Origin of the sequence: Proluteimonas luteida, from assembly GCF_021191695.1 — a bacterium.
Taxonomy (GTDB): Bacteria; Pseudomonadota; Gammaproteobacteria; order Xanthomonadales; family Xanthomonadaceae; genus Luteimonas; species Luteimonas luteida.
In genome coordinates, this window is record NZ_JAIWPT010000019.1 from 1 (window position 1) to 20,630 (window position 20,630).

Annotated in this window: 20 protein-coding genes, 1 tRNA gene and 1 pseudogene; 8 read left to right on the plus strand and 14 right to left on the minus strand. The window is 58.6% G+C overall.

Annotation, left to right across the window (positions count from 1 at the left end):
* Window positions 1–4 precede the first annotated feature (4 nt).
* Entirely contained in the window at window positions 5–97 is a 93-nt protein-coding gene (locus LDO26_RS15055) for an integrase core domain-containing protein (RefSeq protein ID WP_343226178.1), read from the plus strand.
* 219 nt (window positions 98–316) lie between these two features.
* The gene (locus LDO26_RS15060) at window positions 317–607 is read left to right on the plus strand and encodes a hypothetical protein (protein WP_232131916.1); all 291 of its coding nucleotides are present in this window, start codon (window positions 317–319) and stop codon (window positions 605–607) included.
* Between the two features lie 199 nt (window positions 608–806).
* Here LDO26_RS15060 and LDO26_RS18325 read toward each other — a convergent pair.
* The 12 genes and pseudogenes from LDO26_RS18325 to LDO26_RS15120 all read right to left on the minus strand — a co-directional run.
* A pseudogene (locus tag LDO26_RS18325) lies at window positions 807–959 on the minus strand (transposase); the annotation flags it as partial.
* Between the two features lie 196 nt (window positions 960–1,155).
* Entirely contained in the window at window positions 1,156–2,154 is a 999-nt protein-coding gene (locus tag LDO26_RS15070) for a nitroreductase family protein (protein WP_232131918.1), read from the minus strand.
* Window positions 2,151–3,281 (minus strand): polysaccharide pyruvyl transferase family protein, encoded by a 1,131-nt coding sequence (locus LDO26_RS15075; RefSeq protein WP_232131919.1) that lies wholly within the window; start codon window positions 3,279–3,281, stop codon window positions 2,151–2,153. The genes LDO26_RS15070 and LDO26_RS15075 overlap by 4 nt, the downstream gene beginning before the upstream one ends.
* A 67-nt stretch (window positions 3,282–3,348) precedes the next feature.
* On the minus strand, window positions 3,349–4,326 hold the full coding sequence (locus tag LDO26_RS15080) for an acyltransferase family protein (RefSeq protein WP_232131920.1): 978 nt from the start codon (window positions 4,324–4,326) through the stop codon (window positions 3,349–3,351).
* Between the two features lie 26 nt (window positions 4,327–4,352).
* Entirely contained in the window at window positions 4,353–5,624 is a 1,272-nt protein-coding gene (locus LDO26_RS18250; RefSeq protein WP_232131921.1) for an O-antigen ligase family protein, read from the minus strand.
* Window positions 5,621–6,640, minus strand: a complete 1,020-nt coding sequence (locus LDO26_RS15090; protein ID WP_232131922.1) for a glycosyltransferase — start codon at window positions 6,638–6,640, stop codon at window positions 5,621–5,623. Before LDO26_RS15090 ends, LDO26_RS18250 begins: the two co-directional genes overlap by 4 nt.
* Window positions 6,637–7,941 carry an oligosaccharide flippase family protein gene (locus tag LDO26_RS15095; RefSeq protein WP_232131923.1) on the minus strand — a complete coding sequence of 435 codons (1,305 nt, stop codon included), beginning with the start codon at window positions 7,939–7,941 and terminating at the stop codon, window positions 6,637–6,639. The genes LDO26_RS15090 and LDO26_RS15095 overlap by 4 nt, the downstream gene beginning before the upstream one ends.
* The gene (gene murB, locus LDO26_RS15100) at window positions 7,938–8,954 is read right to left on the minus strand and encodes a UDP-N-acetylmuramate dehydrogenase (RefSeq protein WP_232131924.1); all 1,017 of its coding nucleotides are present in this window, start codon (window positions 8,952–8,954) and stop codon (window positions 7,938–7,940) included. Before murB ends, LDO26_RS15095 begins: the two co-directional genes overlap by 4 nt.
* Entirely contained in the window at window positions 8,954–10,261 is a 1,308-nt protein-coding gene (locus LDO26_RS15105) for a UDP-N-acetylglucosamine 1-carboxyvinyltransferase (RefSeq protein ID WP_232131925.1), read from the minus strand. Before LDO26_RS15105 ends, murB begins: the two co-directional genes overlap by 1 nt.
* A gap of 22 nt (window positions 10,262–10,283) precedes the next feature.
* Entirely contained in the window at window positions 10,284–11,015 is a 732-nt protein-coding gene (locus LDO26_RS15110) for a WecB/TagA/CpsF family glycosyltransferase (RefSeq protein ID WP_232131926.1), read from the minus strand.
* 35 nt (window positions 11,016–11,050) lie between these two features.
* Entirely contained in the window at window positions 11,051–12,217 is a 1,167-nt protein-coding gene (locus LDO26_RS15115; protein WP_232131927.1) for a nucleotide sugar dehydrogenase, read from the minus strand.
* Window positions 12,218–12,376: 159 nt separating this feature from the next.
* Window positions 12,377–13,810 carry an undecaprenyl-phosphate glucose phosphotransferase gene (locus LDO26_RS15120; RefSeq protein WP_255682264.1) on the minus strand — a complete coding sequence of 478 codons (1,434 nt, stop codon included), beginning with the start codon at window positions 13,808–13,810 and terminating at the stop codon, window positions 12,377–12,379.
* A 520-nt stretch (window positions 13,811–14,330) separates the two neighbouring features.
* On the opposite strand from LDO26_RS15120, the gene galE reads away from it, so the two are divergent.
* Window positions 14,331–15,320 (plus strand): UDP-glucose 4-epimerase GalE, encoded by a 990-nt coding sequence (gene galE / locus LDO26_RS15125; protein WP_232131928.1) that lies wholly within the window; start codon window positions 14,331–14,333, stop codon window positions 15,318–15,320.
* A 186-nt stretch (window positions 15,321–15,506) separates the two neighbouring features.
* On the opposite strand, the gene LDO26_RS15130 is transcribed toward galE, so the two are convergent.
* On the minus strand, window positions 15,507–16,097 hold the full coding sequence (locus LDO26_RS15130) for a phosphatase PAP2 family protein (protein WP_232131929.1): 591 nt from the start codon (window positions 16,095–16,097) through the stop codon (window positions 15,507–15,509).
* 389 nt (window positions 16,098–16,486) lie between these two features.
* Here LDO26_RS15130 and LDO26_RS15135 point away from each other — a divergent pair.
* The 3 genes from LDO26_RS15135 to LDO26_RS15145 all read left to right on the plus strand — a co-directional run bounded on the left by LDO26_RS15135 (window position 16,487) and on the right by LDO26_RS15145 (window position 18,526).
* Window positions 16,487–16,563 (plus strand) — tRNA-Arg (locus LDO26_RS15135).
* 386 nt (window positions 16,564–16,949) lie between these two features.
* Window positions 16,950–17,294, plus strand: coding sequence for a helix-turn-helix domain-containing protein (locus LDO26_RS15140; protein ID WP_232131930.1), 345 nt, complete (start codon window positions 16,950–16,952; stop codon window positions 17,292–17,294).
* Window positions 17,291–18,526, plus strand: coding sequence for a type II toxin-antitoxin system HipA family toxin (locus tag LDO26_RS15145; RefSeq protein ID WP_232131931.1), 1,236 nt, complete (start codon window positions 17,291–17,293; stop codon window positions 18,524–18,526). The genes LDO26_RS15140 and LDO26_RS15145 overlap by 4 nt, the downstream gene beginning before the upstream one ends.
* A gap of 222 nt (window positions 18,527–18,748) precedes the next feature.
* Here LDO26_RS15145 and LDO26_RS15150 read toward each other — a convergent pair whose 3' ends face one another.
* A complete protein-coding gene (locus LDO26_RS15150; protein ID WP_232131932.1) occupies window positions 18,749–19,342 on the minus strand; it encodes an NADPH-dependent FMN reductase in 594 nt (197 codons plus the stop codon).
* Window positions 19,343–19,469: 127 nt separating this feature from the next.
* Between LDO26_RS15150 and LDO26_RS15155 the strand changes: the two genes are divergently transcribed.
* Entirely contained in the window at window positions 19,470–19,808 is a 339-nt protein-coding gene (locus LDO26_RS15155) for a winged helix-turn-helix transcriptional regulator (RefSeq protein WP_232131933.1), read from the plus strand.
* Between the two features lie 4 nt (window positions 19,809–19,812).
* On the plus strand, window positions 19,813–20,565 hold the full coding sequence (locus tag LDO26_RS15160) for an SDR family NAD(P)-dependent oxidoreductase (protein WP_232131934.1): 753 nt from the start codon (window positions 19,813–19,815) through the stop codon (window positions 20,563–20,565).
* The last annotated feature ends 65 nt before the right edge of the window (window positions 20,566–20,630 follow it).

Consider the following 20,630-nt stretch of genomic DNA (forward strand, 5'->3'; position numbering starts at 1 on the left):
TGCGATCGGCGACTGGATCCACTTCTACAACCACCAGCGCCCGCACCAGGCGCTGGGCATGAAAACACCCGCCCAGGCGCATGCCTTAGCGGCCTGACCTGTGCAGAAACTGCTGGGTCATTACACCCGAGGGTAGGCTTCGCACTCGTACTGGATCGCCCGGCGCAAGCCGCGCCAGTCCCTGAGCTGCTCCAGCACCCGGATCACCCGTTCGGCCCGCAGACTGGTATCGATCTCGATGGCCAGCGCTTCCCGGACGCCTTCGTCCAGGACATTGAGGGTCCGGAACCGTCGACCGCCTTAGAGCGTGTCGGCCATGAAGTCCATCGACCACAAGGCATTGGCCTGCATCGGTACCTCCAAGGTTTGCCGCTCCCGCTTCGGCAACCGCTTCTTCGTCCGCCGTGGCAGGTTCAGCGCAAGTCGGCAGTACACCTGCTACACCCGCTTGTGGTTCCAGGGGTGGCCGTCCAGCCGCAACCGCCGGAAGCACTTCCAGAACCCCCAAACGCCCGTACCGGGCGACAATGGCCTGCAGCGCCTCGATCACCTCGGCGTCGCCGGCAAGGGCATCGGCAGGCGTCCGATAGCAGGACCGCTACGGTAGCCGGGCCACACGGCACGCACGACGCACCGACATCCCATGCTCGACCACAAAGGCTTCCGCGACTTCGCGGCGCCTCAGCGGTCCCACTGCCTTTCTTGCGATCAGGTCCTTGATCGCCACGTTCCTCCAGCGCCAGATCCGCGTACATCCGCTTGAGCTTGCTGTTTTCCTGCTCAAGCTCGCTTACCCGCGCCAGCTCGGCCACGTCCATGCCGCCGTGCTTCGACTTCCACTTGTAGTAGGTCGGCACGCTGACACCGTGCTTGCGAACCAGATCCTTGATCGGAAGACCGCTGTCGGCCTCCTTCAGGATCGCCACGATCTGCAACTCAGTGAATCGACTCTTGCGCATTGAGAACCTCCTTCAGGACTAACCCGCCAGATGTTCTCCTTACCAATGACGTCTTCTCTGGGGAAGGCTACGTCTAAGCAGCCAAAGGCTGGTCAATCTTGTAGTTCCGGAACACACCCCTACAGGGAAAAACGAACTATACCTCCTGCGTCAAACGAGTTATTCAGGGGCACTCATTACATTCCAACGGAACATATCAACGTATATAGGATACATAATCAGAAAGAGGCTTTCGGTCGGATATCGGAACGACCGTTTCATCCTTAAATGCACCCACCGCAATAAACATAATTATCTGCTCCGAATTATCCACCTCCACAAGATTACGGATGTCTCGCTCGTCACGCGAATTCATCATCGCATTAAGTGGAACCGCAGCAAGACCTTCATACTCAAGACCATAAAGAACACTCATGGAGAACAGGCCTCCATCAACAAAGGCCTCATTTCGCTCAACCGGACTCAGAAATGCATTGTTCGTAACCACAACAACGAGCACACACTCAGGGAGAACAGGATAGCCTTTGAACCCCCGCTGGAGGCGAAGCAGATCACGCATCTTGTCCTTATTCGTGACGACATACACGCTCCACCCTTGCCTGTTGCACACCGAAGGTGTTTTAGCGGCATTCCTGAGGCAATCGTTTACCTTCTCTAGATCAATTGGATCACCGGAAAACTCCCGGATACTCGATCTCCCCTGGGCAAGATGATAAAACCCTTTTGAGGAATTAGATAACTTATCCACACGGCGGATAACTTTGGTGCCCGCGGCAACGAAGGATTCACTCCCATCTTTAAGCGCCGGATCCACCACCTCCAGCGCAGTTAGTCCGGAGTCAAGGTCCGCGCCATGGGCTTCAAGATACCGATGAACAATAGACCTGCCTTGAGCATAGGCATACGAATCCATTGGAAAGTTACTGTCTGTGTACACCACCATTGCATCATTAAGGTCAGAGAACGCCTTCCTACCGAATCCAGGCCGCATATTCATGTCACGCGACAAACCTTTTTCGATCGCATGAACGTTGTACATAATTCGAGAGCAAACTTGCCTATATCCGCCATCAAATAAAGAAAAAGCAGCATGACCGGAAAATCGCCGGATATCCTTGTATGCTAGGTAATGTAAACGGATCTTTTGAAGAAATGCCTTCAAACTCTCTTTTGGTCGACTAGTGTTGATTTTCACGCCAACTTCCTCACATTGACGAGATTTCGTTCGAGATAGGATCGCGCGAACGATCGAGCCTCGCCAAGGATTCGTCTAGTCTCGCCATAGTCGATAGATCCTGCAAGTCGCTGCTCAATCGCATCATGACTCAAATCAAACGTTCCCTGCCCGGTTAACTTCAGATAGTCCAACAGATAACCTAGCTTCTCCTCATTCCCATATCCGTCACCATGACTTTTTCGGATAAGTGTTATGAAAATCTTCTCATTGATGATAGAGAATATGGATCCGTGAAAAGTATCTGTGATGATCCCAGCGGCATCCCGGAACAACGCAAGCACCTCGAACGGGCTGCAATCTATAAATATGTCACAACAGGACTGAATTCCACCCAGACAGACAACGAGCAGTCCATTTTCTCGCGCATACCGCCTGATATGAGCACTTTCTTTCTCGCTTATGCGGCCCGGATAGGCATAAACAATAAGATAAGGTTTTTCTATGAGCATTTCCTTAGGAATATCATGGCAGTCGCGCATAAAATCGTACGCAAGGACGGGATCAACATTCAATGCCGGATCAACACCGATTAACTCGCGAACAATTCCACGAGAATTCTCATCCCTCACCGATATGTCATCGAATCGCGCGAAGTCAGCGGCCAACTCCGCTTCCAAACCATACTTGCGGATCTTCTCAATCGTAGTGTTACCGAAGGAGCCTGCGTACGAAATAAGCTTCCTGGCAGGCGATGCATGGCCAAAAAGATCACGGCTATAGCCAACATTGGCGTTGGCTTGCACGCAGTTGAAAACCTCATCGCTCCCAATAATTTGCAAGTCAATACGACGATCATAGTTCGGCTCGGGCGTGAGACCAAGCATTGGGAAGTAACGTCGAGCATAAGTGCGCTTGTGATTGAAGAAACGGATCTTATCAAGCACCTTCGCGTCTACCTTGCTGTATTCGGACAGTTTCTTGGCAACTCTAGCGAAGCCGCGAACATTACCCTCCTTTGACTCAACGAGCGGAGGGCCGGGCCGATAATCTAGAAATCCTATCCTTGCATCAGGATCCAAGGATCGAAGCACCTGTTTCAATCCATAGCCCTGTAAGAACGAGCCGTAATTCAATATTCGATGCATGGATAAGATGCCAATAGTATACATAACCCGCTCACCTAATTATCTAGATCAATATTCGCAACGAAAATTACTTCCCAACTCTCAGCACCGCAGGTCGAACAAATAGAAATTTCAGCCTTGATTTAAATAGGGAATTATAAATAACGATTGGCAGGCCTATAGAGACCACCGTACCCAGTAGAACTATTGAAAATGCATCGCGAATCCCAAGCTTCTCAGCTAATACCCGAAATCCGGCAGCTGGAATAAAATGAATCAAGTAAATATATAGGCTCCGTTCACCGATGTAAGAAAACATCCTCCCAATGAAGCTATTCCGCAGCAAATATACGGAGCTCAATGAAGTACCTATCGCAAAAAAAGCCAATATATAAAATAAAACCGCGCTTGAGTTCAAACCGAAGAACCCCACCGCTAAATAAGATAGAATCATCCCCAGCCCAAGCCCGAGAGCTTGGGGCCAGTTTGAAATTACGGCAAAGTTGCGAATCCATTCTGACGCATAAGTGCCAATCAAAAAAAACGGATATATCTTAAGGGTCTTCAGAATAATGTTTTGTGAATCTTGATGAAAAATTATGATCTGGGCCGAGAAAGCAGAGAAAATTGCGATTTGGATAATCGGAGAGATCCGGCTCGTCACCCTCAAGATGATGAAAGATAGACTTAACGCATAGAGGAACCATAAGTAAGATCCCAATATAATCTTTAAAAATCCATTTTGAATAAAGCCGAGAACACCAGAGGCAAATCCATCGCGGAGAACTACATAGACAATTCCCCAGACGAGATAAAAATAAAAGAAATGCAGTACTTTAGAGTCTATGAATTTCCGCAAGGGTAATTGAACCGACTTCGCAGCAAAAAAACCCGCCACCAAAAAGAAAAGTGGCATTCGTATAGATGTTGAGGCAGCGTACCAGTGTGAAACTTCTGCTGGAACTCCGATATTTTCTCTTACTCCGACGAAGACATGATGAAGGGCCACGAGGGAAATTGTTAGTCCCTTTACAGAATCGATCCAAGTCTCTCTTGCATCTGCCATTCGTATTCTTATCCGGTTGACCTTAGCTAGGAACTAACTATTACCGTGCTTCGAGCCACAACCTTTCTGCGTCTGGATTCTTGCCTCTCCATAGCGAGAATAAGCATCATCATCGAAAACAAAACTGTTGGCTTTCCGGCATACGTGACACCAGTCAAACTAGACGTGATTGTCAGAATAATCGCGAATAATGAGTACGAATACTTCCTATTTACAGATCCGACTTTGAGTGATTCCCGCATTTGAGTGAACACCAAGCATATCGTCAAACCTAGGCCTACGATTCCTGTTTCAAAGTAAGCTTGAACTATTGAAGAGTGTGCATGAGGCGCCCTGTAGTTCCCCCATATGTAGTCGAAGTGATTGCTGAAGAAGCTCGAGTATCCGTGGCCTAGCAATGGCGCGGCATTGGCTACCTCAACTGATCTCTCCCAAACTACTGTTCGCCCGGAAAGCGAGTTCCCTTCCATTCCGATCGCATCTATCAAGCCCATGACTTGATTGGAATACAGAGAAATGACTAACACCCCCAAGACAATGGAGGATATTGTCATATTCCTCAGCACCCCGGGCTTCGAGAGGCCAATAGTCAAAAGTAACGAGATTACAAATGCTGCAGCAAATAGACGAGCCTGTGCGGCAATGAAGGCCAGGAGCACGATAATCATTGCCAATACTGCCTTCTTTCGCCCCCAGTTTAGATATTCACGTAACTCGCCATTTGCCCATACCAAGATGAGCAGGCCTAAAGCTAGCCCACAAAAAAGTCCGAGGCGTTGCTGGTGCCCAAAAAATCCACGCAACTCCGGTAGCCCGGTTGTCGAATGCGGCTGAAACCCTATCGTCGGAAAGATCGCAGCCACAATGAAAGAAGCTATAGAAATCAAAACCGCTGTACGGATTAGTGTGCTGATCGCCAAACGCGTGGGTACGGAGCGTAAATGCAAAACTGCCAGCCATACTAAAAGTAGAAAAAAAGTCTGCACTGCCGTTTCAGTACGGCTTTTTGACCATAGCATGCTGGCAAGGCACCATGCTATGTACATTAAGTACACCCAATCAAAAGAGTAAAAATGGTATCTAAACCGCACAGGCTGACTTCTAGAGATCAGTACTAAAGAGATCGCCAAAGCCGATCCCGTAAGCATTATCAGATTACCTAGCTTTAGACCGACATCCGGGAGTTGCACACCAAGACAGATAGTAGCAAGAATGAAAGCGACCAAGCCTAGGGTCGTAGAGCGATGCTCATTGTTTGCGTATGCTGGCGACATATTGCTATCCGCGACTCGGATCACGTGCTAACTCCAAACGCTTTTGGCAATAGTTTCCGTACAGGAAATAGCAACGGCAATGCATAGATCCGGATTGCTGCAATCAGAGCCTTGCGCAGAGCAGGGCTTACGATTGTCACCTCAGCCAGTTCCTCAGCTTCTCTATTGCCGCCAAAGATCATGGATCGAATCACCGCCTTGAGGCAGTGGCGTTGAAAGTCCTTATCTGATTGTTCGACAAGGACTAGCGGCCCATCTATTTCAAGTTGGCGCAAAGCTGAATCAGCTTGTGTACTAGACATCAACGCTATTCGCCTTGCGAGCAAGGAATATCGCGCTTGTATGGCAAACTTCTTGGGATCATATGAAACACCGTCAAATCGAACAAATCTTTCATATAAGTAATCTTGAACTGTTGCCAACTTTGCGATTCTCGAGATGCGCAACCACAAATCAATATCCTGACAAAATTTAAAAGCGGCGCGATATCCACCAGCCTTTTCGTAAACGCTCCGGCGCATCATCACTTCGCCGTGAGAAAATACATTTTTTTTAAATAATTCGTCGAATCCAACCTCGTCGGCAGACGGCCTACAAGGGCGGCGCGCGCCTGTTGTCGAAACAATATTTGTATACCAACAGCCAACGGCGCCAACTTCAGGATTCTTGTCAAGAACCTCGACTTGACGAGCAATCCGATCAGGCAGCGAAATATCGCCGGAGCCTTGCACACAGATATACTCGCCAGATGACGAAGCTATCGCATCAATCATTCCAACGGTAAACCCCTTGTTCCGTTCATGGATTATCACCTTAAGCCTATCGTCCTGAATCCGATCTTGCAGATCTAGCATTCTCTCGCCGGTGCCGTCAGAGGACCTATCGTCGAAAGCAATCAATTCAATATTAATGTAGGTTTGGTTCAGGATAGACAGAATCGTTGAATCAACGAAATTGGCACGGTTGTAATAACCGGTAATGACACTGACCTTCGGCCTCGCGATATCGCTGACTTTAGATAATGAATTATGTATTTTCATCTCCGCCGCCCAAGCCTTCTCTTGACTACCGACAAAATCTGCCGGACATCACACATTCTTGGAATCAAAAACCTCGTTAATGGCGTTTTATAGGTCACCCTGAAGGACACGATATAGGAAAGAAAGATGACCATCTGCCCGCCTGCAATGGCAATGGCGGCCCCGACCAGCCCTTTAGTTGGGACTAGCATTATCGCGGCAGCACACGAAAAAATGATGCCGAGCATAATGGAGGGTGTCCCAAAAAATGGCTGCCCACGCCCTGCCACCGCTGGATATATAACCTTGTTCGCCGAAGCGGCGCCCAGGACTAGTGCCAGAATCGAAAGTGCATCACCTGCGCCCGCATATTTTTCACCAGCGACAAGGGTTACCATTTGAGTTCCAACGAGGGCAATCACCACGCCCAGCGCACTGAACGACCAAAACACTAAGCATGCCAGCCTGCTCGTTCTGTCAACAAAGTCGGCATCTTCAACGTTCTTCTGGACCGCATTTGAGAAGACAACAATCCCGATTGCCGCAGCGATCTCAAGAAGAATTTCATTCACCCGGACTGCGGCAAATAGAAGGCCAGCGGAATCAGCTTCATGGTAGTGCTCAAGCACGAAAATTCCTATTCGAGAAATACCGAAAATTAAGAATAGGTTTACTGCAAACCCAAGCCCAAATAAGACCAGATTTTTCAGCTGATCCCACCGGGGCAATGAAAATCCTCCCGCTAGTTTTAGCGCCGAGAAGAATAACCATGGTGCAACAACCAGGAATCCCGCTGCATACGAAGCCAAGGCGGTATCCAAGTTTAGAAATCCGAAGACAACGAACATCGCCACTAGTATCGCGACTACCACACGGGGACTTGTTTCGGTCAGACTGAACGCCTTGATATTTCCAGTCGCAAGCAAGATTCCTTGTAGTACTGCGATAAGCAATGCACAGCTTACGGCCGTGCCAACTGCTACGAGAACAAACGAATAACTTGTCGCCGGCGTCGATTTTCCGTACAGGGCAAACACAGCAAGACTGCTGCCGGCCGCGAGTAAAGGAAACAAACACGCGATGGAACCCATGCTCTGCTTGAGAGTAAGCACTCCATTTCCGACGTGGTATGCAATTGACTGCCTCAAGCCAAGGCTTCCAAGCATCACCGCCATGGTGATTGCGCTGGAAATCAATCCAAACCAACCGAACTCCTCTACCGTCAAGAATCGGGCCAGCAGAATGAATGATACGAATTGAGATGCGCGTATGACGCTTCTTCCGAGAACGACGGTAACCACGTCTTTGCAAAAGCGACTCACCGCGCTACTCCGGAGCTTCTCGATCTCCAACGCTCAAGCGCACTTTCATGGGCTGCTCGCAGGACGCCTTCTGGAGATAAATGGCGCACCTCACAGTCCATTGCGTATCCGGTGCGTATAAACACTTCGGATCGAATATGGTTGATTAACCATAAAACGTCGTCTGAAGTCGCCCCCCCCGTATTGACAATGAAATTTGCATGCAACTTTGAAATTTGGGCCCCGCCGCGTCGCAGTCCTTTCAGGCCCGCCCCTTCGATCACGCGACCGGGAGGCCCCACGTGCTCGTACATCGCAGGATTGGACAGGAATGTCGAACCACAATTGGGTAGCTTCTGTGGAAATTTCCCGCGCCGATCACGCAGTATCGACAGCATGTCGGCTCTTACGTCCTGGCGACTGCGCGGCTGGAACTGCAGCGTTGCTTCTAGCAATACAACACGTCGTCGCTGTAGAGCTGACGTGCGATAAGAGAATCCACATTGCGTTTGATCAAGCGCGAAGAAGTTTCCGTGTTCGTCCGCGCATAATGCTTCTTTGACATTAACGCCGATGCCCTTGCGCTGACTCCCACCATTCATGACGATCAAGCCACCCAGCGTCCCGGGAATTCCAATCGTATGTTCGATTCCACCAAGCCCTGCCGACCCAACGGCCTTGGCGAAATGCGGCATCCAGACTCCCGCCTGCGCCCAGACACTTTTGCCACCGATCTCCATTGCGGACAGATTCCTGCCAATACGCATGATCACACCGGAAAAACCCCGATCATCAAACAACGTATTGGTCGAGTCCCCCATGATAAACAGCGGTTCGGGGCGGTCCGCCATCAAGGCCATCACTCTCGCGGCTTCGGCGCTGCTGCGTGGCTCGACGTAGATCGCAGCAGGCCCACCGATTCGCCAGCGTGATATCTCCGAGAGCATCACATGCCGACGTACGCGTCCCGGCAGCTCGGCCGCCAACAGGGAGGCCAATGTGTCGGTAGCGTGCTGAGGGACTTCGGAGACCATCAATCGGCCTCATCGAAGATTTTGATATGCGACCCGAGCTGGTGGAGCTTGGAATCGAGGCCGTTGTAGCCGCGCAACGCCATTTGGACATTGAGGATTCTGGATTCGCCACGGGCACATAGCGCAGCGATTACCGCCGCCATGCTGCCGCGAAGATCAGTCGAATCCGCGACACCCGCCTTGAACCGCGCCGGCCCGTTCACGGTGATCTTGCCGCGCTCCGCAGCCAGATGGTCGCCGTCCACCAGTTTGGCGAGCTCGCGCACGAAAGCGATCCGCTCTGGATAGCGATAATCGAAAATCCGTGAAGTGCCGGATGCGGCAAGTCCAAGCATCACGTAGAACGCCTGCATGTCGGAAATGACACCCGGGTGGGCACCGCAGGCCAACTCGAACGGTTGTACGATTCCCGAGGTCAGGCAATCCGGTGTGACATGGATGGACTGCGAGTTCTTCAGCAGATCCACACCGGCTTGTTCGATATGGATCAATGGCACCTGCATGGAGGAGAAGGGAACCTGATCGATCGTGATCTCCCCTTTGGCCAGAATGGCGTACACCACCCAGGTCAGCGCTTCGATACGGTCGGTCATCACTGGCATTCGGGCGCCAGAGAGCTTTCCGGCTCGGCCGTCCACCACGATGTGACTGGTACCGAAGATCGAGATCTCTGCACCCATACGTCGTAGGAGAGCAATCAGATCCTCGATCTCGGGCGTAATGTACGCATTGAATATCTGGGTGCGGCCACCCGCGATGCTGGCACACAACAACGCATTCTCGGTGCCGCCCACCGTACTGATCGGGAAGTTGATATCTCCACCCTTGAAGCCATCAGGCGCGAGGATCTCAATGTGGTCCGCACGCTCCGTGACCTGTCCACCCAGCGCCTGCCAGACCATGACGTGAAGGTCGTAACCTCGTCCGCCGCCGCTTCCACCCCCAATTGGGCATCCACCGGGGTACGGCACGCGCGCCATGCCGGACCGGATCACCTGACCCGCAGCGAGTAGATAGGTGGTGCGGATCGGAATGTCGAATTCATCCCTCGAGAGCAACCTGGACTCGAAGCCAGAAGCTTGGACCGTCAGGTGTTCGTTCTGGTGGTCGATCTCGATCTGCGCGCCCATTCGCTGGCAGAAGCCGATCTTGTGACCGACATCCACGAGTCGGGTCGGGAAGTTGGAAAGCTCAACGGCGTCGTCACTTAGCAGTGCCGCGGACAGAAGACGGGTGGCAGAGTTCTTTGCACCACTGACGCGCACACGGCCTTTGGGTGTAATGCCACCTTCTATAATTGCGTACATGAATAATCCGATCAGGTTGAACTCAGCTGGCGCTGTGTTCGCGCATGGCGATCCACAGGGCGTGCGGCGTAGTGATGGCGTAGCGCCAGAACAGCTTGCGGGGCTCGGTCGCCATGCGGTGCACCCATTCGAGATTCGAGCGCTGCATCCAGGCAGGTGCTCGACCGTAGTCACCGGTGATGTAGTTGTAACAACCACCGCAAGTAACGATCCATCGCACTTTGAGCCTGTCTTTCCAGCGTACGCAGAACTCCTGCTCCTTGGGCTTTCCAAGACCAACCCAGAGGATCGCCGCACCACTTTCATTGATCGCGTCGACTGCTTCCTCTTCCTCTTCTCGACTGAAGAAGCCGTTCCTGCGGCCGGCGACCTGGAGACCAGGATAGCGCTGCAGTAGAATCTCTGTGCATTGCTTGTTAACACGCTCCTCGCCGCCAAGAAGATAGAAAGAGTGCGCGGTTCCAGAGAATGCCTCGGAAAAGTCATGAATCATGTCGGTAGTCGCACTCCGCTCCGGAATGGCCGGAAGACCAAGACGGTGCGAAAGCGTAACGATGAACCCACCATCCGCATGTACGATGTCGGCTTGTTGCACGGCGCTTCGGTAGCTCTGATCGGTTCTTGCCAACGAGAGCGCGTGGCCATTGACGTCGAATACCAATTTCGCAGGCGAATTGCGTTCGCAGTCTTTCAAGGCAAGCTCCACGAGATCCGCCCTTGACAGGCAATCAACCGTGAAGTCGCCGAATTTCACTTGGGGACGCATCGTCTATCTACCTTGGAATTAACTCAATCGGACTCGAAAATATCCCGGGTATAGACTTTCTCCGGAATATCCCGAATGTCGTTACTCAGGCGGTTGGCAATCACGACATCGGCTTCGCGTTTGAACTGGACGAGATCATTCACCACGCGTGACCTGAAGAACTCGGGTTCATCCAGCACCGGCTCGTACACGATCACCTCGATGCCCTTGGCCTTGATCCGCTTCATCACGCCCTGGATGGCCGAGGCGCGGAAATTGTCCGAGCCGGCCTTCATGACCAGGCGGTAGATGCCGACGACCTTCGGGTTGCGGCGGATCACGTCGTCGGCGACGAAGTCCTTGCGGGTGCGGTTGGCGGCGACGATGGCGTGGATCAGGTTCTGCGGCACTTCGCTGTAGTTGGCCAGCAGCTGCTTGGTGTCCTTGGGCAGGCAGTAGCCGCCGTAACCGAAGCTGGGGTTGTTGTAGTGGCTGCCGATGCGCGGGTCGAGGCTGACGCCGTCGATGATCTGGCGGGTGTCCAGGCCGTGGCTGGCGGCGTAGCTGTCGAGCTCGTTGAAGTAGGCCACGCGCATGGCCAGGTAGGTGTTGGCGAAGAGCTTGATCGCCTCGGCCTCGGTGGAATCGGTGAACAGCATCGGCACGTCTTGGCGGATCGCGCCTTCGCGCAGCAGGTTGCCGAAGATCTCCGCGCGGGGCGAGCGCTCGCCGACGACGATGCGGCTGGGGTGCAGGTTGTCGTACAGCGCGCGGCCCTCGCGCAGGAATTCGGGCGAGAACAGGATGTTGTCGGCGCCGAACTGCTCGCGCACCTTGGCGGTGTAGCCCACGGGCACGGTCGACTTGATCACCATCACCGCAGCCGGGTTGATCCCCAGCACGCTGCGGATGACGCTCTCGACCGAGCTGGTGTTGAAGTAGTTGCTCTTCGTGTCGTAGTCGGTCGGGGTGGCGATGACGACGTAGTCGGCACCGGCATAGGCCTGGGCCGGGTCGGTTGTGGCGGTGAAGTCGAGTTCGGGCTTGGCCAGGTATTCGCGGATCTCGACGTCGTCGAGCGGCGACTCCCGGCGGTTGAGCATGTCGACCTTGGCGGCGTCGATGTCCAGCGCGACCACGGTGTGGTGCTGGGCAAGCAGCAGGGCGTTGGAGAGGCCGACGTAGCCGGTGCCGGCAATGGCGATTTTCATAGGTGATTCACGGATTCGATTGGAAGTTGAGGGTGTCCGGGCACCGCGCCGAAGAGTCGCTGGTTCGGGCCATCCATCCGCTCCCGGTTCGCGTCCCGGTCGGGCTTGTCCGCCACGGGCCGGGAAAGGGTACTTCCTGAAGCAGGAACGCCCACGGACTCAGTACGCATTGCGGCCGACGAAGCCCTTGAACACCGTCATGACGATGATCTTCAGGTCGAAGGCCAGCGACCAGTTCTGCAGGTAGTAGAGGTCGTGCTCGACGCGGCGGGCCATCTTGTCCAGGGTGTCGGTCTCGCCGCGCAGGCCGTTGACCTGGGCCCAACCGGTGATGCCGGGCTTGACCCGGTGGCGCTGCATGTAGTCGGCCACCTGCTCCATGTACTGGTGGTTGTGGGCGATGGCGTGCGGGCGCGGGCCGACGATGGACATGTCGCCCTTGATCACGTTGAGGAACTGCGGCAGCTCGTCGAGGCTGGTGCGGCGCAGGAAGCTGCCGAACCGGGTGACCCGCGGGTCGCCCTTGGTGGCCTGGGTCACGGTGCCCGTTTCCTCGGCATGCACGCGCATGCTGCGGAACTTCAGCACGTCGATGACGCGGCCGTTGAGGCCGTGGCGGCGCTGCTTGAAGAACACCGGGCCGGGCGAGGACAGCTTCACGCCGATGGCGACGGCCAGCATCACCGGGGCGATCAGCAGCAGGATCAGGCCGCCCAGCACCTTGTCCTCGACCGCCTTGAGCACGCTGGCGGCGTCCTGCAGGGGGCTGCTGCGCAGGTTGATGATGGGCACGCCCGCGACCTGCTCCACCGAGTGGTTGAGCAGCTGCATGCCGAACAGGTCCGGCACGAACTTGATGTCGGCGGTGGAGTGGCGCAGGCGCCGCAGCAGTTCCTGGATCTCGTCGCCGGCGCTCATCGGCAGGGCGATCCAGATCTGGTCGATGTGGTGCTTGTCGACGTAGTCGGCCAGGGTGTCGGCGGTGCCCAGCAGCGGGATGTCCTGCATGCGCTGGCGCGAATGCGGCGGCGCGAACCAGCCCTTGACCTCGATGCCGATCCACGGCTGTTCGGCGAAACGGGTGGCCAGCAGCTTGGCCTCGCGGCCGCCGCCGACGATGACCGCGCTGCGCTGGTCGATGCCGCGGGCGCGCAGGTGGTCCGAGAACCGGCGCACCACCACGCGCGTGGCGATGGTGCCGGCGACGGTCAGCGCGAACCAGCTGCCCCACCAGACGCGGGAGAAATGGTCGCCGGCGCTCAGGGCGACGGTGTAGAGGATGGCGACCGTGAACACCAGCGCCCACAGCGCGAGCAGCTTGGTGGACTCGCGCACCAAGCCGCGGCCGCGCCAGCTGCGGTACAGCGTGGAGCCGTTGAGCACCAGCAGGGCGAACAGCGAGGCACGGACGATGTTGCGCAGGTAGTCAAGCGGCAGGTCGAGGCTGCCGAAGCGCAGCCAGTAGGCCAGCACCCCCATGCCCGCCAGCAGCACCAGGTCGGATGCACGCAGGATGGACGCGTAGAACGCGCTGAACTTGCTGGCGATACGCCAGTCCGCGTCGGCATCGGGCCGACTGGGTGCAAGAAACATGACCCGGCTCCTGAATTATGAACAGGCGACGACAGCAGCACCCCTCCGCAGGGCTGCCGACTCCGGTCTGTCCGGTGATGTGTGTGATTCCATTCCGGCGGGCCCGCCGTTGCCGGCACTCGTGGCCGGTCTTGCCGCTCTCTCTCACCGTGTGTGAGGAAATTTCGCACAGGTGAAGACGCAGGGCAATGAAAATTTGCTGCACTGCGTCATGGATCGAGCACGCGGTATCCCCGATTGCGCCCCCCAAGCGCAGACAGGTAGATGAATTCGCATCATGCTTGAGTTCACGCCATGTGAGCAAGAGTCCCGCGCGTCTGCCGCGTGGGCCGGCCTACGGCACGCATCCGTCGGTCGGGGCGACGCCGACGCCACGGGTGCCGGGACACCTTGCGTGCCGGCCGCGTGGGGGCCGACCTACGCCATTGCCGGCGTGGACGGGTGCCGGCGTGCCTGAACCCGGGGCGATATCATCGACCCTCGCCTGCCTGTCCGCCCGCTACGCCAAGGAAGCCCCGATATGTCCCCAGCCCCCCTTCGCATCCTCGTCTGTGGCGGCGCCGGCTACATCGGCAGCCACATGGCGAAATGGCTGGCCGCGCACGGCGCCGAGCCGGTGGTGCTGGACAATCTGTCGACGGGTCACCGCGAGGCGGTGCGCTTCGGGCCGCTGGTCGAGGCGGACCTGCTGGATCCGGCATCGCTGGACGCGGCGTTCGCACGCGGGCCGTTCGATGCGGTGATGCATTTCTGCGCGCGCTCGCTGGTCGGCGAGTCGGTGCAACTGCCCTACGACTACTACGGGAACAACGTGGTCGGCACGCTGAACCTGCTGCGCGCGATGCAGCGCCACGGCGTGGACCGGCTGGTGTTCTCGTCGACGGCGGCGGTGTTCGGCGAGCCGGTGTCCGAGCGCATCGACGAATCGCACCCGAAAGCGCCGATCAATCCCTACGGCGCCAGCAAGCTGATGGTCGAGCGCATCCTCGCCGATGCCGCGGCCGCCTACGGGCTGCGCTCGGTGACGCTGCGCTATTTCAATGCCGCCGGGGCCAGCGCCGACGGCGACATCGGCGAGGCGCACACGCCGGAGACGCACCTGATCCCGAACGTGCTGCGCGCGGCGCTGGGCGACGGCAGCCGGCTCAAGGTGTTCGGCGACGACTGGCCGACCCCGGACGGCACCTGCGTGCGCGACTACATCCACGTCGACGACCTGGCGCAGGCGCACTGGCAGGCGCTGGCGTACATGGACGCGCATGCCGGCGCGCATGCGTTCAACCTCGGCAACGGACGGGGGTTCTCGGTGCGCGAGGTGATCGCCGCGGCGCAGGCGGTCGGTGGACGCGAGGTCCCGTTCGACATCGCCCCGCGGCGCGCGGGCGACCCGGCGGTACTGGTGGCCTCGAGCGCGCTGGCACGCAGCGAACTGGGCTGGACGCCGCGCTATCCGGCGCTGCCGGAGATCATCGAGACCGCATGGCGGTGGCACTGCGACCCGAAGTTCTGACGCGGGTGGCCCAGTCGATTCGCACAGGGCTGTCGGGCGGGACTCGACCCGCCCCACCTCCAATCAGGCTCCTGCGGCCAATTCGCTGGCAACTGCCTCGATCAGGTCGGCAACAACGGCAAACAGCGCCCCTCGATGCGGTTAAGACGACAGGCTGCGTTCGGCCACGGGTCTCCCCGACGCAGGTCAATGACTCCGCCGGCGCCAGGCGCCGCGATCGACCGCGGTTTCGTTGCCGGACAGCCACATGCCCGCCTTCGCGAACCAGCGTTCGCTGGGAACGCGCACGCTGCCCGCCTGGCCGAGCCACAGCGCCAGGACCAGCACCGGCAGGCCGACGACGAATGCGCCGCGGCCGAGCGCGAGCGGACGGAGCATGCGGACGGCGACGAGGGTGGCGGCCAGCCCGAGCACGCTGCCAGCGACGACCTCGCTGACCGGATGCGCGCCGAGTTCGACCCGCGACCAGGCGACCACCATCGCGATCGCGGCACCGGCAACACACGCGAGGATGCGCGCCTTGGGATGTCGCATGGGTACCGTCAGCATCAGCAGGCATGGCCAGGTCAGCCATGCGAGCACGGCATGGCCGCTGAAGCAGGTCAGGTTCCAGCGACGGACGCCGGTGCCCCAGCCATAGAACGCGATCTTGCTGGCCGCGACCAGAATCAACGTCGCAAGGACCAGCAGCGCCCAATGCAGCGCCCTGCGCCGCGCCTCAGGCCCCTGCAGCATGAGCACCGCGGCCGCGCAGGCGAGCAGCGGCAGCACCAGCACCGCATCACCGAAATGGGTCACGTCCTGCCAGGTCAAGGCGCTGGACCGGGGTTGGCCCGCGATGCGCGGTCGGTGTCGACGGGTGCGGGGCGCATCCTGTCCTTCGTTCGTATGACGGGAGTTCGATTCTAGGGCCGGGCCGCTGCATTGCAGCAATCCGGCTCTGGACCGCGTCGGTCGGGGCCACGCCCCCGACGCCCTGGGCACCGGGCACCCCGCGCGTCGGCCGCGTGGGGCCGACCTACGAGGGGTTGCGCAACGGCCACCCGGCGTTGCTGCGCCGACGCTTGCCGCCCGTCCCGATGCCACCCTGTGCACCCCTGCGGTTTCCGCTACAATCTGCGACCGCCCCGCCCACGCCCGCCGTGGCGCCGCGGCATCTGCACCATGCGCCTGTAGCTCAGCCGGATAGAGTAGTGGCTTCCGAAGCCATTGGTCGGGGGTTCGAATCCCTCCAGGCGCGCCATCTCCCCTGTGACGAATTGGGACGCTGCTGGGGAAGGCCCCTCCCCGGCTTGAGTACAAGCCTCCGGGACAGCGGCGTGCCTCCCGTCCTCCTTCATTGACTGTCGGTCTTGGGCGAACGCCTTGGACCATGTCGGGCTGCGCCCGCCGCGCTTGTGATTTCGTGATCCAACACTTGCACAATCACCAACCCGGCGCCCGGCTGAAGCGCTTTCTGACATATCTGGCATCACAGCGCTGACCGTCCACCCCCTCGTCGATCGCCGCTGCGCGTCGATCAACGCCCATTGAGATGACCAAGTCGGATGGTGCTTCAGCGTCATGCTGCCCTACCAGGATTAGAAAATATATTTGCTATAAAGTGTTTTTTAGGCAACTATATTTGCCATGCCTCGTCTGACTCCGCCAACCCATCCCCGCCATGTCCGCCAGTTGTCCGCGCTGGGGGAACGGCTGCGCGCCGCCCGGCTCCGGCGCAAACTCACGCAGGCCATGGTGGCCGAGCGGGTCGGCGTGACCCTGCCCACCCTCCGCAAGCTGGAGTCCGGCGACCCTTCCAGCAGCCTGGCCACGGTCATCCGTGTCCTGCAGGTGCTCGGGCTGGCGCAGGACATCGACAAGCTCGCCGCCGAGGACGCACTGGGCCGGCAACTTCAGGACAGTGACCTCAAGCGCCCCCGCCGCCGCACTGCGACGGCACGCTTGCCCGCTTCGGGCGACGAATCGCGATGAACATGGTCGAAGTCCACCTCGACGACGCCAGCCTCGTACCGGAACCGGTGCGGGTCGGCCATCTGTTCCGCGATGCCTCGCGCCGAGGGGACATCCTCCGGTTCGAATACGACGCGGACTGGCCGGCGCGACCGGACGCATTCGAGATCGACCCCCTGCTCCCGCTGCGCGAAGGCCCGTTCCATGCGGCCGATCCCGCGCAGCCCCCGAACGTGTTCCAGGACTGCTCGCCGGATCGCTGGGGCCGCCTGCTGATGGATCGGCGCGAGGCCATCGAAGCCCGCGAGGAGGATCGCCCCCGACGCACGCTGCGCGCATGGGATTACCTGACCGGCGTCGACGACGGCACCCGGATGGGCGCGCTACGGTTGCGCGACCCGGACACTGGCCGGTTCGTCGCCTCCCTGCTGCCCAGCGCGCCGCCGATGACCTCGCTTCGCGAGCTGGAAGCGGCCGCACGCTTGGTCGAGCAGGGCGCCGGCGCACAGGTGGACACGCAGATCCGGCAACTGATCGTCCCCGGCGGCTCACTCGGTGGGGCCCGGCCCAAGGCCAGCTTCGTCGACGAACGGGGCGAGTTGTGGCTGGCCAAATTCCCATCCACCGAGGATCGCCACGACGTGGGGCTGTGGGAGTTCGTCGCCTGGAAGCTGGCGATCGCGGCCGGGATCCGGATGCCCGAGGCCCGGCTGCTGCCGCTCTCCTCTCGCGGGCACACCTTCGCCGTGAAGCGCTTCGACCGGATTGGCGCCAGCCGGCGGATGTATGCCTCGGCCAAGACCCTGCTGGACGTGGACAGCAACGGCGCCAGCTACCTGGACCTGGTCGCCGCGGTCGAAGGGCAGGGTGCCGGCGGCACCATCGCCGACGGACTGGAGCAGTTGTTCCGCCGCGCCGTGTTCAACGTCCTGGTCGGCAACCGGGACGACCATCTGCGCAACCACGGCTTTTTGCGGGAGCCGAGCGGGTGGGTCCTGTCGCCGGCCTTCGACGTGAACCCCAACCCGGACAAGGACGTCCACGTCCTCGCCCTGGACGACGCCGACCCTACGCCGGATACCCGGGTGCTGGTCGCGCAGCATGCGTTCTTCCGGCTCGACGCCGGGCAGGCCGCGCACATCGTGGAGGAGGTTCGCCGCGCTCTCAGGCCTTGGGCCCGCGAGGCACAGGCGTCGGGTGCCAACCGTCAGGAACTGTCCCTACTGGGCGCGGTGATCGATCCGGAGCGCTGAGCGGGAACGCCTGTTGCCGCGCATCTTCCTGCACGATTGACATGCCCCCCCGCGCGGGCGCACGGGCGTTCATCGGCACGTGAGCCAATGGCTCGCAAGCCTCTTCACCCCGAACAGCTTTCGAAGCCAATCCCTCCAGCACCAATAAAACCAACGCATCAAGCCGAATCTGGAGGCACAGGTCATCGCGCGCCGCAGGATGCACGACCCTGTCCGGACGGGTCATGCTTCAAGCGCTTTCGCAGCCATCGTCGCCCTGGCCCACCACAGCAGTTCGTCGAGTGCGGTCCTGGCAGAGGGCAACAGGCTGGCTTCGATGTCCTCGATCGGCTTGTTCCCGAACATCGGATGTACGGCGAAGAAGTCGCTGCCGCCAATGTGGACCGCGGCATGCGTCGACACCATCTGCAGTTCGACGCCGATCAGCCGTAGATGTTCGACGGCACGCGCCGCGCCGATGCCGCCGTAACCGATCGCAGTGAACGGTTTCCGGTTCCATTCCTTGTAGGCCTGGTCGAGCGCGTTCTTGAGCACGCCGGTGACCGAATGGTTGTATTCGGCGACCACGAAGATGTACCCATCGAAGCGGCCGACCGTTTCCTGCCAGCGGATCGCCTCGGGATTCCGGCTTGGCATCCACATGTTGGAGGCCATCTCGTCGAAGAACGGCAGCGGGTGATCGCGAAGGTCGACCAATTCCACGTCCATGTCTCCGCGCGCCCGGGCCTGCTTCAGGATCCATTGGGCGGGGACGTCGGCAAACCGGGTCGGACGGGTTGAGCCGATGATGACGGCAATTCCTGGCTTTGAGTTCACGGTAACCTTCCGTATGCTGGTTTCTGTTGGATACCACGCTAGGGCAAGTCATCGGACCCTACAAGGAGGCACCTTGAGGAAACCAACTCACCGCGGAGATAGCACCCAGTGCGGGCACATCAGCGGCATGATCGCGAGGATCAGCGACAAGTGGACGATGCTCGTGGTGCACGTTCTCGGCAGCGGTCCCCGCCGCTTCAATGCACTGCGCCGAGAGGTCGGCGAGATCAGCCAGAAGATGCTGGCCTCGACCTTGCGCGACCTGGAGGAAAACGGCTTTGTTTCCCGCACGGTGACCCCGGTGAAACCACCCCAGGTCGAATATGCGTTGACCGAACTCGGGTTCGAGCTTCTTGTCCCGGTGCGGGCGCTCGCCGAGTGGGTCATCGAGAACTCTCCGCGCATGGACGCGGCACGCGCGGCCTATGCCAAGCGCCGCAATATCGACGAACGAAAGAGGATCTAGCGCCATGAAAACATTTGCCGACAAAGTCGTTCTCGTCACCGGCGGCACCTCCGGCATTGGCCGGGCCACCGCCCTTGCCTTTGCCCAGGAAGGGGCCAGCGTCGTCGTGGCCGGACGGCGGGAAGACGAGGGCGCGGAATCCGTCGCGCGCATCGAGCAGGCAGGCGGCAGGGGACTCTTCTTACGGGCCGATGTTTCGGTCGAAGACGAGATCGCGTCCATGGTCGCGCGGACAGTCGAAGTGTTTGGCGGCTTGAACTTCGCTTTCAACAATGCAGGTGTTTTTTCCCCGCCCGCGCCCATTACCGAAATAACGGCCGAGGCGATCGACCGCATCCTGGCCGTCAATGTGCGCGGCACCGCGCTTTGCATGAAGCACGAAATTCCGGCGATCATGGAAAGCGGCGGTGGCGGCATCGTCAATACCGCCTCGTTCCTGGGTATCCGGCCTTTTCCAGGCACGGCGGTCTACAACGCGAGCAAATCTGCGGTGATCGGGCTGTCCAGATCGGCGGCGGTGGAGTTCGCCACGCAAGGAGTGCGGGTCAACGTGGTGTGTCCAGGCGTGATCGACACGCCCATGAACGAGGAGATGCGGGCGGAAGAAAGCGGCCGGGACTTCCTCAATGGACTGCAACCGATGAAGCGCACCGGCCACCCTGAAGAGATCGCCGGCGCGGTCCTGTACTTGTGTTCGCCGAGCGCGGGGTTCACCACGGGCACGGTTCTCAGCGTGGATGGAGGAATTACGGTCTAGGGCCTGTCATCCATTGCCGGATGGTCCGCGCCGCGCCAGTGTGTGTTTGCTGCAAGGAAGCGCGC